This is a genomic window from Sulfurospirillum arcachonense DSM 9755 (assembly GCF_000597725.1).
Taxonomy (GTDB): Bacteria; Campylobacterota; Campylobacteria; order Campylobacterales; family Sulfurospirillaceae; genus Sulfurospirillum_A; species Sulfurospirillum_A arcachonense.
Genome location: NZ_JFBL01000016.1, coordinates 31,585 through 45,845 on the forward strand (window position 1 = coordinate 31,585; position 14,261 = coordinate 45,845).

At 29.9% G+C, this 14,261-nt stretch carries 10 protein-coding genes; 7 read left to right on the forward strand and 3 right to left on the reverse strand.

Features of this window, described 5'->3' with window-relative positions:
• Positions 1–50: 50 nt before the first annotated feature.
• Genes purL through K354_RS0111605 form a run of 3 tightly spaced genes read left to right on the forward strand, consistent with a single transcriptional unit; the run spans position 51 to position 3,867 of the window.
• Positions 51–2,252 carry a phosphoribosylformylglycinamidine synthase subunit PurL gene (gene purL / locus K354_RS0111595; protein WP_024955666.1) on the forward strand — a complete coding sequence of 734 codons (2,202 nt, stop codon included), beginning with the start codon at positions 51–53 and terminating at the stop codon, positions 2,250–2,252.
• 60 nt (positions 2,253–2,312) lie between these two features.
• Positions 2,313–3,110 (forward strand): ion transporter, encoded by a 798-nt coding sequence (locus tag K354_RS0111600; RefSeq protein ID WP_024955667.1) that lies wholly within the window; start codon positions 2,313–2,315, stop codon positions 3,108–3,110.
• Between the two features lie 7 nt (positions 3,111–3,117).
• Positions 3,118–3,867 carry a metallophosphoesterase family protein gene (locus tag K354_RS0111605; RefSeq protein ID WP_037940756.1) on the forward strand — a complete coding sequence of 250 codons (750 nt, stop codon included), beginning with the start codon at positions 3,118–3,120 and terminating at the stop codon, positions 3,865–3,867.
• Positions 3,868–3,898: 31 nt separating this feature from the next.
• Here the strand turns inward: K354_RS0111605 and K354_RS0111610 are convergent, their stop codons facing one another.
• The gene (locus K354_RS0111610; RefSeq protein ID WP_024955669.1) at positions 3,899–5,035 is read right to left on the reverse strand and encodes a MalY/PatB family protein; all 1,137 of its coding nucleotides are present in this window, start codon (positions 5,033–5,035) and stop codon (positions 3,899–3,901) included.
• 47 nt (positions 5,036–5,082) lie between these two features.
• Positions 5,083–6,675 (reverse strand): cation:proton antiporter, encoded by a 1,593-nt coding sequence (locus K354_RS0111615; protein ID WP_051505442.1) that lies wholly within the window; start codon positions 6,673–6,675, stop codon positions 5,083–5,085.
• Positions 6,676–6,738: 63 nt separating this feature from the next.
• Between K354_RS0111615 and K354_RS0111620 the strand changes: the two genes are divergently transcribed.
• From K354_RS0111620 to K354_RS0111630, 3 genes are all read left to right on the forward strand, one after another.
• A complete protein-coding gene (locus K354_RS0111620) occupies positions 6,739–7,491 on the forward strand; it encodes a DnaJ domain-containing protein (protein WP_024955671.1) in 753 nt (250 codons plus the stop codon).
• Positions 7,492–7,625: 134 nt separating this feature from the next.
• Positions 7,626–9,158, forward strand: a complete 1,533-nt coding sequence (gene purH / locus K354_RS0111625; protein WP_024955672.1) for a bifunctional phosphoribosylaminoimidazolecarboxamide formyltransferase/IMP cyclohydrolase — start codon at positions 7,626–7,628, stop codon at positions 9,156–9,158.
• A gap of 201 nt (positions 9,159–9,359) precedes the next feature.
• A complete protein-coding gene (locus K354_RS0111630; RefSeq protein WP_024955673.1) occupies positions 9,360–10,952 on the forward strand; it encodes a methyl-accepting chemotaxis protein in 1,593 nt (530 codons plus the stop codon).
• 13 nt (positions 10,953–10,965) lie between these two features.
• Here the strand turns inward: K354_RS0111630 and K354_RS0111635 are convergent, their stop codons facing one another.
• Positions 10,966–12,903, reverse strand: coding sequence for an ABC-F family ATP-binding cassette domain-containing protein (locus tag K354_RS0111635; RefSeq protein ID WP_024955674.1), 1,938 nt, complete (start codon positions 12,901–12,903; stop codon positions 10,966–10,968).
• A gap of 84 nt (positions 12,904–12,987) precedes the next feature.
• Between K354_RS0111635 and K354_RS14325 the strand changes: the two genes are divergently transcribed.
• Positions 12,988–14,253: an EAL domain-containing protein gene (locus K354_RS14325; protein ID WP_051505443.1), complete on the forward strand. Its 1,266-nt coding sequence runs from the start codon at positions 12,988–12,990 to the stop codon at positions 14,251–14,253.
• Positions 14,254–14,261: the final 8 nt, after the last annotated feature.

The following is a 14,261-nucleotide window of genomic DNA, read 5'->3' on the forward strand; positions in this document are numbered from 1 at the left end:
AGCACTTTTTGAGTAAAATAAGTCAATTTAATTCATAGGGTACTAAAATCATGGAAAATTTAGAAGAAGTTTTAAAAAAACATAAGCTTACAATGGATGAGTATGAAAACATACTAAAGATAATGGGACGTGAGCCAAATATGCTAGAAATTGGCATTTTTTCATCTATGTGGAGTGAGCATTGTTCATATAAATCAAGTAAAAAATATTTAAATGGCTTTCCTACTAAAGCTCCATGGGTTATTCAAGGTCCTGGTGAAAATGCTGGTGTTATTGACATTGGTGATGGAATGGCTGCTGTATTTAAGATGGAATCTCATAACCATCCAAGTTTTATTGAACCTTACCAAGGTGCTGCTACTGGTGTTGGTGGAATTTTAAGAGATGTATTTACTATGGGTGCTCGTCCTGTAGCAAACATGAATGCTCTTCGTTTTGGTAATGTTACAAATAGTGATGATATCTCAAAACATCAAAGATATTTAGTACGTGGTGTAGTTGCTGGTATTGGTGATTATGGTAACTGTATGGGTGTTCCTACAATTGGTGGTGAAACATCATTTGATGAAAGTTATAATGGAAATATTTTAGTAAATGCTTTTACTCTAGGTCTTGCAAAAACAGATGAAATTTTTTATGGACTTGCTGAAGGTATTGGAAACCCAGTAGTTTATGTAGGGAGCAAAACTGGACGTGATGGTCTTGGTGGTGCAGTTATGGCTAGTGATAGTTTTACTGAAGAAAATAAATCACTTCGTCCAACAGTACAAGTAGGTGATCCTTTTGCTGAAAAACTTTTACTTGAAGCTTGTTTAGAACTATTTAAACATGATTATATTGTTGGTATCCAAGATATGGGAGCTGCAGGTCTTACTTCAAGTTCATTTGAAATGGCTGGACGTAGTGGCTCTGGTATGATTATGAATCTTGATAAAGTTCCTGCTCGTGAAGAAAATATGCAACCATTTGAGTTTATGTTAAGTGAGTCTCAAGAGAGAATGCTTATCTGTGCTAAAAAAGGTTATGAAGATAAAGTACTTGAAATCTTTAGAAAATGGGATTTAGATGCTGAAGTAATTGGTGAAGTAACGAATACTGGAAATATGGAACTATTCTGGCATGGTGAAAGAGTAGCAGATATTCCTGTTCTTCCTGTTGGTGAAGAAGCACCTATCTATGATAGACCAGTAGCTCGTCCAGCTTATTTAGATGAAATTGCAAATACAACTATAGATGATTTTGATAAAGTTGCAAATCAAGAAGCATTTGAAAAACTTTTTAGTTCGGTTGAAGTTGCAGATAAAGCATGGATTTTTGAGCAGTATGACTCAATGGTACAAACAAATACAATTAAAGCACCAGGAAGTCTTGATGCGAGTTGTATTAGAGTAAAAGAGAATGGAAAAGCACTTGCTATGAGTAGTGATTGTAATCCTCGTTATAACTATATCGACCCTAAAGGTGGAGCTGCTGCAGCTGTTATAGAAAGTGGTAGAAATGTTGCTATGACTGGTGCTCGTCCTCTTGCTATTACAGATTGTCTTAACTATGGTAATCCAGAAACTCCAGAAATTATGTGGCAGTTTGCTGAGGGTTGTTATGGTATCAAAGAAGCTTGTGCAAAACTAACTACTCCTGTAGTAAGTGGAAATGTATCTTTATACAACGAAACAAATGGCGTAGGTATTTTCCCAACTCCTGCAATTGCAATGGTTGGTGTAAATGATGATGCAAATAAAGTTCTTCCAAGTTCTTTCCAAAATGTTGGAGCTTCTCTTTATTTAGTAGGCGATACTACTAGTGAGTTTGGTGGAAGTCTTTATATGAAAGAGTTATATGGAAAAGTTGAAGGTAAATTACCAAATATTGATTATGATAAAGAGTTAGCTCTTTGGGAACTTATTATTGAAGCAAATAAAGCAGATGTCATAAGTGCTGCAAAAGATGTTAATGTTGGTGGTATTGCTATAGCTCTTGCAAAAATGAGTTCAGTAAGTGGAAAAGGTGTTACATGTAACATTGATTTAAATGATAGCAGAGATATTTTTTCAGAGAGTTTTTCTCGTGCAATAGTTGAAGTAAAAAATGAAGTTGTATTTGAAAACATGGCAAAACAACTAAGACTTAGCATAACAAAGATAGGAAAAGTAGAAGAGAGTGGTTTTACATGTAACGATGTAAAAGCTGACTTAGAAGCTATGAAAAACAGTTACTTTAATAAATTTCAAGAAGTAATTGAACAAGATATATAAAAACTATAATAGGGGCTTTATAGCCTCTATTCCTTCTTTAAATAAACTTACGGAAAATTTATGAATAATTTTATTTTAAAAATAAAACATATTAGAGATTCTAGATGGTTCTCTAATCTAACAACATCTATAATCATTTTTTATGCATCTGTACTTGGTTTTGAGACACTTGATACTGTGGCACAACCTTTAGGTGATTTTCTTCATGTTTTAGATTCTATTGTAACGGTATATTTTGTGATTGAATTAATTATAAAAATGGCTGCAGAAGATAAGTTTTTAAACTTTTTTAAAAGTGGTTGGAATATATTTGATTTTATTATTGTTATGATAACTCTTATGCCTTTGGAAAATAGCTCATTTGCTGCAATTGCAAGACTTTTAAGAATATTTAGAGTTCTTAGACTTTTTACAGCAAGGCCAGAACTTAAAGCTATCATAGATATGCTTATAAAAGCAATACCTTCTATCGTTGATATAGTAATTTTACTTTTTATAATTTTCTACATTTATGCCATTATGGGTAGTTTTATTTTTGCAGATATGCCCTCAGGTTTATGGGATAACTTTTTAGTAGCCATGTTAACACTTTTTAGAGTTTTTACTTTTGAAGATTGGACAGATGTTATGTATGAAACTATGGAAGTATATCCTTGGTCTTGGACTTATTTTGTTAGTTTCATAATCATAGCCGCATTTGTATTTTTTAACCTTTTTATTGCAGTCATCATTGGTGAAATGCAAAAAATGCAAGATGAGAAAATGAAAGATGAAATCCATGAAGATAGTAAAAAAATCGATATACTTTTAAAAGAAGTAAGAGAACTTAGAAAAATAGTGGATGAAAAAAAAGAGTAGGCCTTTTATGAAAGATATAAAAATTGCAATACTTTCTGATATTCATGGCAATATATTTGCTCTTGAAGAAGTATATAAAAATGCTAAATCCAAAGGTGTTGATAAATTTATAAATCTTGGTGATATTTTCTATGGTCCAATTGAGCCTAAAAAAACATATGATTTTTTAAAAGAGCATGATTTTATAACAATTAGTGGAAATCAAGATAGGTTTTTACTAGAAGTAGATAAGCAAGCCATAAGTCAAAATCCTACAATAAAGTTTGTTTTAGATGAGCTTGGTAGTGAAGGTTTAGAATGGATAAAAAAACTTGATTTTGATTTACATGTAGATAAAGACATTTATATTTGTCATGGTACACCTAGTAATGATGAAGAGTATTTACTAGAAACTTTTGATAAAACTATTAAAGAAGATAAAGAAATAAAAAATTCACTAAAAGATATAGATAAATCAGTTATTCTTTGTGGGCATTCTCATAAGCCTAGATTGATTAAATTGAGTTCAGGTCAAATAGTTATAAATCCAGGAAGTGTAGGATTACCTGCATATAATGATGATGTACCAGTTAAACATACAATGCAAAACTACTACCCTCATGCATCTTATGCAATCTTAGAAAAAAGTAAGTTTGGTTGGAATGTTGATTTTGTAAAAGTAGCGTATGATGTAAAAAGTGCCGTTGAGAGTACAAAAAAAAGAGATAGAGATGACTGGGTATACTATCTAAAACATGGAAAGGGTTTGGTTTTATAACTTTAAAAATTTAAAGTAGTGATTTAATTCACTACTCTAAATTTTTTAAGGCTTTTTCTATCCTTAAAAGACCTTCTTTTAAAAGTACTTTTGTAGTTCCGAAGTTTAATCTTAAAAAGTTTTTATCTCCAAAAGGCTCACCTTCACTCAATCCTACACCGTATTTTAAAAAGTATTCATAAGGATTTTCAAGATTTAAGGCACTTACATCAATCCAAGATAAAAAAGTTGCATCTTGATTGAGTAATTTTAATTTAGGATGTTTTTTGACAAATTCTTGAACTAAATTCAAATTTTCTTTGAGATAGACTCTTAATGCTTCAAGCCATTCATCACATGAGGTATAAGCAGCTTTTGTAGCTGTAATGGCCAATAGATTTGTTTCACCAGGAAAGCCTGCCATAGCTCTTTTAAAACTCTTTCTAAGTGTTACATCAGGGATGATTGCATAAGAGCTTTGTAGACCAGCTATATTGAACGTTTTACTAGGAGCGAGAAGGGTAATGCTTCTTTTTGCAATTTCTTCATTTAAAGAGGCTATTGGTATATGCTTGACTTGTGGATTTAAAATCAAATCAGCATGTATTTCATCCGAACAGATGATTAAGTCATGTTTTACACATATTTTGCTTATTTTTTCTAACTCTTCTTTTGTAAAAACAGTTCCACCAGGGTTGTAAGGATTACAAAACAAAAAAAGTTTACATGTAGGATTTATGGCTTTTTCAAATGCATCAAAATCTATTGTCCATCTACTATTTTTTTCTACTAGAGGTACTTTAATGAGGTTGAGATTTGCATTGTTTGGAGCTTTTACAAAGTGTGGATATATAGGAGTATTTATGATAACATCTTGGGTATCAATAGCCTTACATGTAATATTCATTCCACTTACAACACCAGGAAGCCATACTATCCACTCAGGCTTGACTCGCCAGTTATAATGGCGTTGTATAAAATCTATGACAGCTTTATTTGTATCTTTATCAATTCCAGTATAACCAAATACACCATGTTCAACTCTGTGTGTTAAAGCATCAATAATAGCTTGTGGAGATTTAAAATCCATATCAGCAACCCACATAGGGATTACATCTTGATTTTTATATTTATCCCATTTTTCGCAACCACTTTTTGTTCTATCAATCTGTACGTCAAATAAATTCAAATTAACTCCTTATAAAAGCAAAAATTGTAGCATAATTTATGACTCTCTTAGCAATTATGTAAAACAGCTTTACTCGTTTCAATATTTTCTACAATAATATTTTGGATATTTAACTCTTTTATAGTTGATTTTTCTCTCTTACTATGTACTTTTATGAGAATTTTTTCTCGAGGAATTTCTTTAACAAGTATGGAGCAAATTTGGTAAAGTTTTTGAGGATTATCGATAGCAACAATAACTTTTCTAGCACTCTTTAAATATGTGTTTTTAAGTACCTCTTTTTTTACTGCATTTCCAAAGATAATAGGCTCTTTATTTTTTAGACCTTTGTAGTAAGAGTTTATATCATTTTCAACTATAATATAATGCTCATTTTTATCTTTAAAAGCTTTTGCTACACTTTGTCCAAATTCACCATATCCTAAGATAACAACATGGTCTTTTACTTTGTTGCTAACATGTTCTGATACAATAAAATTTGCATCTTCTTTTTTGATTACCTTATCTGTGATTTGAGTGAGGTTTTTGAGTATGATAGGTGTTAATATCATTGAGATAACAATAGTTACTATCATTATTTGACCGTATGGGGCTACTATAAGTTCACTTGAGCGGGCTAATTCTAAAATCGCTAAAGAAAACTCACCGACTTGAACAAGAGATAACGCTGTTTTAAAACTTGTTTTACTGTTTTCTTTTAGTTTTACAATAGCAAAAATAATGATAAATTTTAAAATTAAGATGGACAATAGAAGTACAACGATTATATGTAAATATTCAGCAATAATTAAAAAGTCTATTTGCATACCAACAGTGATAAAAAAGACACCCAAGAGTATATCTCTAAAAGGAACCAAGTCAGCTTCTGCTTGGTGTTTAAATTTTGTCTCAGATATAAGCATACCCGCAATAAATGCACCTAGAGAATACGAAAAACCTAATTGATGTGCCAAATAAGATGAACCAATAGCTAAAAAAAGGATAGTTCCAACAAAAAGTTCATCAGAATTTGTTTTTGTGATAAGAATAAAAAACTTTTCGAGAACAAATTTTCCAAGTATATAAAGAACCACTAAAAGAATGATTGCATTGATAAAAGTAGTCAATAAAATATCTGAAACATTACTACTTTTATTTGCTAAAAAACCTAATAAAAGTAAAATAGGAATAACAGCAATATCTTGCATAATAAGTATACCAAGGGCACGTTGACCATGTCTTTTGTTGATTTCTCCATTCTCATTAAATGTCTTTAGTATAATTGCTGTAGAGGAGAGAGCTATTGCTAAAGCAATGACAATTGACATTTTTTCTGAAATACCAATCATATAAAAACTTATAAGATATACAATAATAGAGGTGATGATGATTTGTGCTGAACCAGCTACAAATACTTCATATTTCATTTTTTTTAGGTGTGATATAGAAAACTCTAAACCTATCGTGAACATCAAAAAAACTACACCAAATTCAGCTATTTCTTTTAGTTCATGATTATGTACAGCATCATGAAGTCCAAATCCATAAGCTATGATAGTTCCTGTTGCTATGTATCCTATGATTGTAGGTAAACCAAACCTTTTTAATATAATATTACAAACCAAAGATATAAAAAGTGTAAAAACGATAATACTTAGCATGTTCACTCCATAAGCTAAAGGTTTACATTATTTTAGTAAAATAAAATAAAAAAGGAATTTAAATTGAGTTGGAGTATTTTTATAGCTGTAGCGATTGTATTTTATTTACTTACAAGAGGGTACAAAACAAGTGATTATCAAAATATACATGTAAACAAAGTACAGAGACTACAAGGTAAATTAGAAGACCATGAAGCGGGGCTTTTAGTAGCACTTATGGCAAAAGTAGCAAAAGCAGATGGAAAAGTATGTGAACTTGAAGCGGAACTTTTAAGTCTTACTTTTACTGATATTTCAAAAGTTTTTGATAATCCAAATGAGATTAGAGAAGAGTTAAAAGCTATATACAAAAAAGAGATGAAAAGTTTTGAAAACACTCTTATAGTTTCAAAAAAGTATTTTGAACTTACAAAAAGAGACTATGCAAAACGACTAAAAGTTATGGAGTATCTTTTAAATCTAGCTTTTATTGATCATGATTTTTCAAAAGCTGAGTTTATGATAACAGAAGATATTGCAAATGCATTAGAGATAAAAAAATCTGATTTTGAAACTTTAATTGCACAGTTTGAACAGTTTTATGCAAGAGTGCAAACACAAAAAAAATTAACTCTTTCTAAGGCTTATGAGATTTTAGGAGTAAGTGAAGGAAGTGATTTTGCAATAGTAAAAAAAGAGTATAGAAAACTCGTAAGAGAGCATCATCCTGACATTTTAATGGGGCAAGGGAAAGAGCAATCTATCATAGATGAAGCAACAAAAAAACTCCAAGAAATTAATGAAGCATATGAGCTTATAAAAAACAATAAAAAGTAATTTATCATTTTTAAAACAAAGTTTTAGTATAATCGCGTATTAATCTCAGCTTGCTGAAGCTTCAGTGAGAGGAATTGAGTTTGAACAAGTTCAAATTCAAGGAGAAATAAAATGTCTACATGTAAGGGTTGAATTTGAGAGCATTAATTAGTGTAAGTGATAAGACGGGCGTAGTTGAGTTTGCAAAAGATTTAGAATCTTTAGGTTATGAAATAGTATCAACTGGTGGTACTTTTAAGCTTTTAAAAGCTGAAGGTATTAAAGCTATTGAGATTGATGAAGTGACTAAATTTCCTGAGTGTTTTGAAGGAAGAGTAAAAACTTTAAATCCATATGTACATGGTGGAATTTTATACCGTCGTGATAAAGAGTCTCACATAAATCAAGCAAAAGAGTTAGGTGTTGAAGGTATTGATTTGGTATGTGTAAATCTTTATCCATTTAAAGAGACTATTTCTAGAACTGATGATTTTGATGAGATTATTGAAAACATAGACATTGGTGGTCCAGCTATGGTTAGAAGTGCTGCAAAAAACTTTAACAGTGTATTAATAGTAACTGACGTAACTGATTTTGATACTGTTATAGATGCTCTTAAAAATGACAAAAACACAGTAGAGTTTAGACGTGATTTGATGATAAAAGCGTATGAGCATACAGCAGCATATGATAGTATGATTGCAAATTATATGAACCAAAGATTTAATGGTGGTTTTGGTGATAAACAATTTATTGTTGGTACAAAAGCATTTGATACGAGATATGGAGAAAACCCACACCAAAAAGGTGCTTTATATGAGTTTGATTACTTTTTCTCAAACAACTTTAAAACACTCAAAGGTGAAGCAAGTTTCAATAATATGAATGATATCAATGGAGCTGTAAAAATAGCCGCTTCTTTTGGTGAAGCACCAGCAGTTTCTATAATCAAACACGCAAATCCTTGTGGTTTTGCTATTGGTGATAATTTACTTGATGCATATACTAAAGCATTAAAATGTGATCCTGTTTCTGCATTTGGTGGAGTTGTAGCGGTAAATGGTACTTTAGATGTTGCACTAGCTGAAAAAATAAACGAAATTTTTGTAGAAGTTATCATCGCGGCAAATGTAGATGAAGAAGCATTAAAAGTATTTGAAAAGAAAAAAAGAATTAAGATTTTTACACAAGAGAGCAAATATTTAGTACTCAATAATGATGAACATGACTTTAAACATGTTGATGGTGGTTTTGTTTATCAAAATAGTGATAAAGTTGAAGATGATGAAGTAAAAAATGCAGTATGTAAAACAACAAGAATTGCAAATGAGCAAGAGATGAGTGATTTAGAGATTGCTGTAAAAGTAGCAGCTCTAACAAAATCAAACTGTATTGTTTATGTAAAAGATGCTGCAATGGTGGCCATTGGTATGGGTATGACAAGTCGTGTTGATGCTGCAAAATCAGCACTTAGAAAAGCAGAAGATATGGGTTTAGATGTAACAGGGTGTTCAATGGCAAGTGAAGCATTTTTTCCATTCCGTGATTCTATTGATACAGCTGCCCAGGCTGGTATAAAATCTATAATAGAGCCTGGTGGTAGTATGCGTGATGATGAAGTTATTGATGCTGCAAATGAACATGGAATAGCACTCTATTTTACAGGAACTAGACACTTTTTACATTAAGATATATTGATCTTTAACTCTTTTTTAACACTTGCGATATCATTATAAGTTATCGTAAGTGTTGATTTTTTCTCCCTATTTTTAAGTAAGTATTATGTTTTAACAAAGTAGTAAGAATAAATAATTGTGTGTCAAATAAAGTGTTATATAAGCTAATATGTATTAATATTATCTTTAAGATAAAGACTTAAAGGCAGATAGATGATTCGAAAAAGTATTGGTTTAAAAATAGCATTTACCTTAATTCCTGTTTTGCTTATAAGTTTTATTGTCTTACAATTTGTTATAGTTAATGAGTTTGAAAAATCTTCAGTTTCTCAAAGTAAAAGAAATTTAGATTCTTTTAGTCAATCAGTTTTTCAAACAGTAAGAGTTGCTATGAATCTTGGTGATCCAGCCTTAATTAAAAAGTCTTTAAAAGATGCAGCAGCTATGGAAGGTATAACAGAACTTAAAATCCATAAATCTCAATCTGTAATTGATACATTTGGTATGAACGCTAAGCCAAGTGATGAAAAATTAATTAAAAATTTATTAGTAAATCCTGAAGTAAAAAGTATGACTTTAAATGATGAAAAAGGACATAGACTAAGATTTCTTAGACCTCTTATTGCAACGGCAGACTGTCTAGCCTGTCACGCTATGAATAAAGAGAAAGATGTTCTTGGAGTAATGGATATGACATACTCTTTTAAAACAATAGATGAAAATATTCATAACAGTAGTTTAAAATTTTTAATTATTTTTTTAATTTCACTAGTTCTAACAGCAGTAATTGTTATGTTAGTATTAAAAAGAGTTGTGGGAAATCCAATAAAAATATTAAAAGCAAAAGTTGAAGATTTATCTTATGGGGAAGGTGATTTAACTTCTAAAATTGAAGTTGGAAGTCAAGATGAATTAGGTGAAGTAGCAAATTTTATAAATAAATTTATTAAAAAAACAAGAGATATCATAAGATCATCACAATCTTCATCAATTGGTGTTAAAACTACAGATGATAAGTTAAACGAAGATGTAGAAAAAATAACTCAAAGTGCTATCAAACAGACAAAAAATATTAGTGAAACTTTTGAAATAACGAAAAGTGTTGAAAGCCATTTAAATATTTCTGAAAAGCTTTCTAAAAAAACAGCGCAAGGTAATATAGAAGCATTTGAAATTTTAGATGCAATGAGTATATCTTTAAATAGTGTTGTAGAAAATATTATAAAATCAAGCGAAAATGAGCAAGAAATGGCAACACAGATTAATACAGTTGTTGCTCAAACAGAGCAAATTAAAGGTGTATTAGATATGATTAAAGATATAGCAGAGCAAACTAATCTTTTAGCATTAAATGCAGCAATAGAAGCAGCTCGTGCTGGTGAACATGGTCGTGGTTTTGCGGTTGTTGCTGATGAAGTAAGAAAACTTGCTGAACGTACTCAAAAATCTTTAGCTGAGATTGACACCACAATAAGTGTTATTGTTCAAGGTGTATCTCAATTAAGTACTAGTATGGAACATAATGCAACAGTCATGATAGAAGTTTCAAATAATGCAGAAAAAGTAAGAAGTGAATCTGAACATACTAAAGAAAAAACATTAGAATCTATAGAATCTTCAAAAGAAGCATCAAAAAAAGTAGTAGAAATTTTACATCTTACAAAAGTTATGACAGAACAAATGAAGGGTACATTAGAAATATCAAATACCAATCAAAAAACAGCAGAAAGTTTAGATAAAATATCACATGCTATGACAAAAATAGCAAGAGATTTAGATCATACTCTTGCAACGTTTAAAGTGTAAAAATAAGGGGAAATTATTCCCCTTTATTGATTAACTCTACTTTTTCTTCAATTTCTAAATATCGCTCAATAATAGGTTCTAATTCAGCTTCTTTTTTATTAAGACTTTCACTAAGTTTTGTTAGTCCCAGTTTTTGATAGCATTCTGGATTTTGCAAACATGCTTTTATTTCTTCAATTTCTTCTTCTAACGCTTCAATCTTTTTAGGAAGAGATTCATACTCTAACTTTTCTTTATAGCTTAGCTTTAGACTTCTATTAGTTGTTATTTGTATTTTTTCTTTTTGTTCCGCTTTAGAAATAGTTTCAATTTCTTTTAACTCTTTTTCAATTGCCAAATATTCACTATAGCTTTGGTAACTCTCTTCAATTTTTCCATCACCTTTGAAAATATAGAGTTTTTTGGCAATCTTGTCTACAAAATATCTGTCATGGCTTACAAATATAACGGCACCTTGAAAACTTTGAATATACTCTTCAAGTATATTTATTGTTGGAATATCCAAGTCATTGGTAGGCTCATCTAAAATAAGACAGTCTATATCTTTCGTAAAAAGTAAAGCCAAAGCTACTCTATTTTTTTCTCCGCCACTAAGAAGTTCTATTTTTTTATTGAGGTATTCTTTTGGAAAAAGAAAGTTTTTAAGGTATCCAAAAACATGCATATTTCTTCCACGAACATCTACTCTATCTCCACCATTTGGACAGAAGGTTTCTATAAGATTTTTACTATCATCAAGTGCAGTTCTTTGTTGGTCAAAATAGGCTATTTTAAATTCACCTTTTTTAAATGACCCACTATCTACTTCCAATTCTGTTAAAAATATTTTTAACAGAGTAGATTTTCCTGCACCATTTTTACCAACAATAGCAATTCTGTCATTTTGTAAAATACGACCACTAAATGATGTAATCAGTTCTTTATTGCTTAATTTTTTATGTATATCATACATTTCAAAGAGCATTTTTTGTCTATTTATTGATTTGTCTTGATTGAAGTTTTTTTGTTCTCTCTCTAATTCTAGTTTCATCTTATTAATTAATGATGGGTTTTTCTTTGCATTTTCTCTTAGCTCAAATACTCTTTGTTTTCTTCCCTCATTCCTTTTTAAACGAGCTTTTACCCCACGTCTTAACCACTCTTCTTCACTTTTTAAATGTTTTAAAAGTGTATCATGACTTTTACTAAGACTAAGCATAAGAGCTTCTTTTGCACTTAAGTATTGCTCATACCCACCTTTATAAGTTCTGAGTTTATGCTCATCAATCTCAACAGTTTTTGTGGCAATATTATCTATAAAGTATCTATCATGAGAGATAAAAACTAAAGTAAATTTTTCTTTTAAAAGCATCTCTTCTAAAAACTCAACCATATAAACATCTAAATGATTTGTAGGTTCATCAAGCAGTAAAATATCTGGTTTTTTAAGAATGAGACCAGCTAAAGTTACTCTTCTTTGTTCCCCACCACTTAACATATTAACAGGATTATTTTCATACTCTTTGAGTTGGAATTGCACTAAAACTCTTTCTATTTTATCATCTAAATTCCAAGCATTATGAGTATCTAAAAAATTTGTTAGTGTTTCTTGTTTTTTTAATAAATCTTTATTTTCAAAATCATTTTCTAGTTTTACTAGAGTGTCTTCATACTCTAATCTAGCATTTTTTAGTTCACTTAACTCTTCTTCTATAGCTTCTTTAACACTGATGTCTTCATCAAAAGAGGGAGATTGGCTTAACATATCTATTTTTACACCATTTTGTATAATACGCCTACCTCCATCATAATCTAAAGTTCCATTGATGATTTTCATGAGTGTTGATTTACCACCGCCATTTTTTCCTATAATACAAATTCTTTCACCTTTTTCTACAAAAAAATCAATTTGCGAGAGTATTTTTTGTGATTCATATGCTTTGCTAATATCTAAAAGGTCTAATAGTGCCAAAATATCTCCATAGTTTTATTTAATAGGTGTAATTTTAACAAGATTTTGCTAGAATTGACTTGAATATACAATTAGGGGTAATTTTTGGATATAGAAAAACTAAAACATGAATTAGAGAGTACTAAACTTAAACTTATGGATCAATTTTATGTTGATTATCTTAGTTCTTTACCTAATTTATATAAGCTTCGTAATGATTTAGAAAATAATTCAGATTTCACACTTATTATGTTAAATATTGATAATTTTAAAATACTCAATGACTTTTATGGTTTTATAGTAGGCGACTTTATCCTCGAGTCAGTTGCTAATAAATTACAAAACTTTTTTAAAGGTGAACAAGTTTATAGAGTATCAAGTGATGAATTTGCAATCGTTCTTAATAAAAGATTGAGTTTTTATGAGCTTAAAGATTACCTCGTCGAACTTTCAAAAAAAATATCCCATTTAGAATTTAATTATTCTAAGATAGATATATTTGTTGATTCTACACTATCGAGTTCTGCTAGTAGATCAAATGACAATATATTTTCTAAAGTAAATATGGCTTTGAAATATGCAAAAGAAGAGGGTTTGAAATTTTGGATATATGAAGATAATATGAATTTAGGCAATGAATACGAAAGTAATTTAAAATTTGCTATTAAAGTAAGAAAAGCTTTAAATAATGCTGGATTAATACCTTATTTTCAACCAATTGTAGATAACAAAACAGAAAAAATTGTTAAGTATGAAGCACTTTCAAGGTTAGTTGATAGTGATGGGATAGTTTATCCACCTGAAAAATTTATCCCTGTTTCAAAAAAAATCAAAGTATATGACAAGGTCACAAAAGAGGTTATAAATAAAACATTTGAAATTTTTAAAGATAATGATTTGGAATTTAGTATAAATTTATCTTTTGAAGATATTATGAATCAAGAAATTTATCAGTTTATTATCAATAAGTTAAAAAAATCAGATATTGGTCCACGTGTAACTTTTGAGCTATTAGAATCAGAAAAAGTGCAAGATTTTCAAAAAGTAGTTCGCTTTTTTGATGAAATAAAAAGACATGGAGTAAAAGTTGCAATAGATGATTTTGGAAGCGGTTTTTCAAATTTTTCCTATATGACTAATTTGAGTCCGGATTATATTAAAATAGATGGTAGTCTTATTAGAAATCTTGATGTTGATGAAAATGCACAAATAGTAGTAGAAACTATAGTAAGTTTTTCTAAGAAACTTGGTATTAAAACTGTTGCAGAGTATGTTCATTCGAGTACTATTCTTTCTACAGTTAAAAATATGGGCATAGATTATTCACAAGGTTTTTATATAGATCAGCCTAAACCTCAAATAACATTTTAATTTGGTAT

Bases quoted from the DNA above. Each gene is read 5' to 3' on its own strand.
- K354_RS0111630 (WP_024955673.1), top strand. From the start codon at position 9,360: ATGATTCGAAAAAGTATTGGTTTAAAAATAGCATTTACCTTAATTCCT.
- K354_RS0111605 (WP_037940756.1), top strand. From the start codon at position 3,118: ATGAAAGATATAAAAATTGCAATACTTTCTGATATTCATGGCAATATA.
- K354_RS0111600 (WP_024955667.1), top strand. From the start codon at position 2,313: ATGAATAATTTTATTTTAAAAATAAAACATATTAGAGATTCTAGATGG.
- K354_RS0111615 (WP_051505442.1), bottom strand. From the start codon at position 6,675: ATGCTAAGTATTATCGTTTTTACACTTTTTATATCTTTGGTTTGTAAT.
- purL (WP_024955666.1), top strand. From the start codon at position 51: ATGGAAAATTTAGAAGAAGTTTTAAAAAAACATAAGCTTACAATGGAT.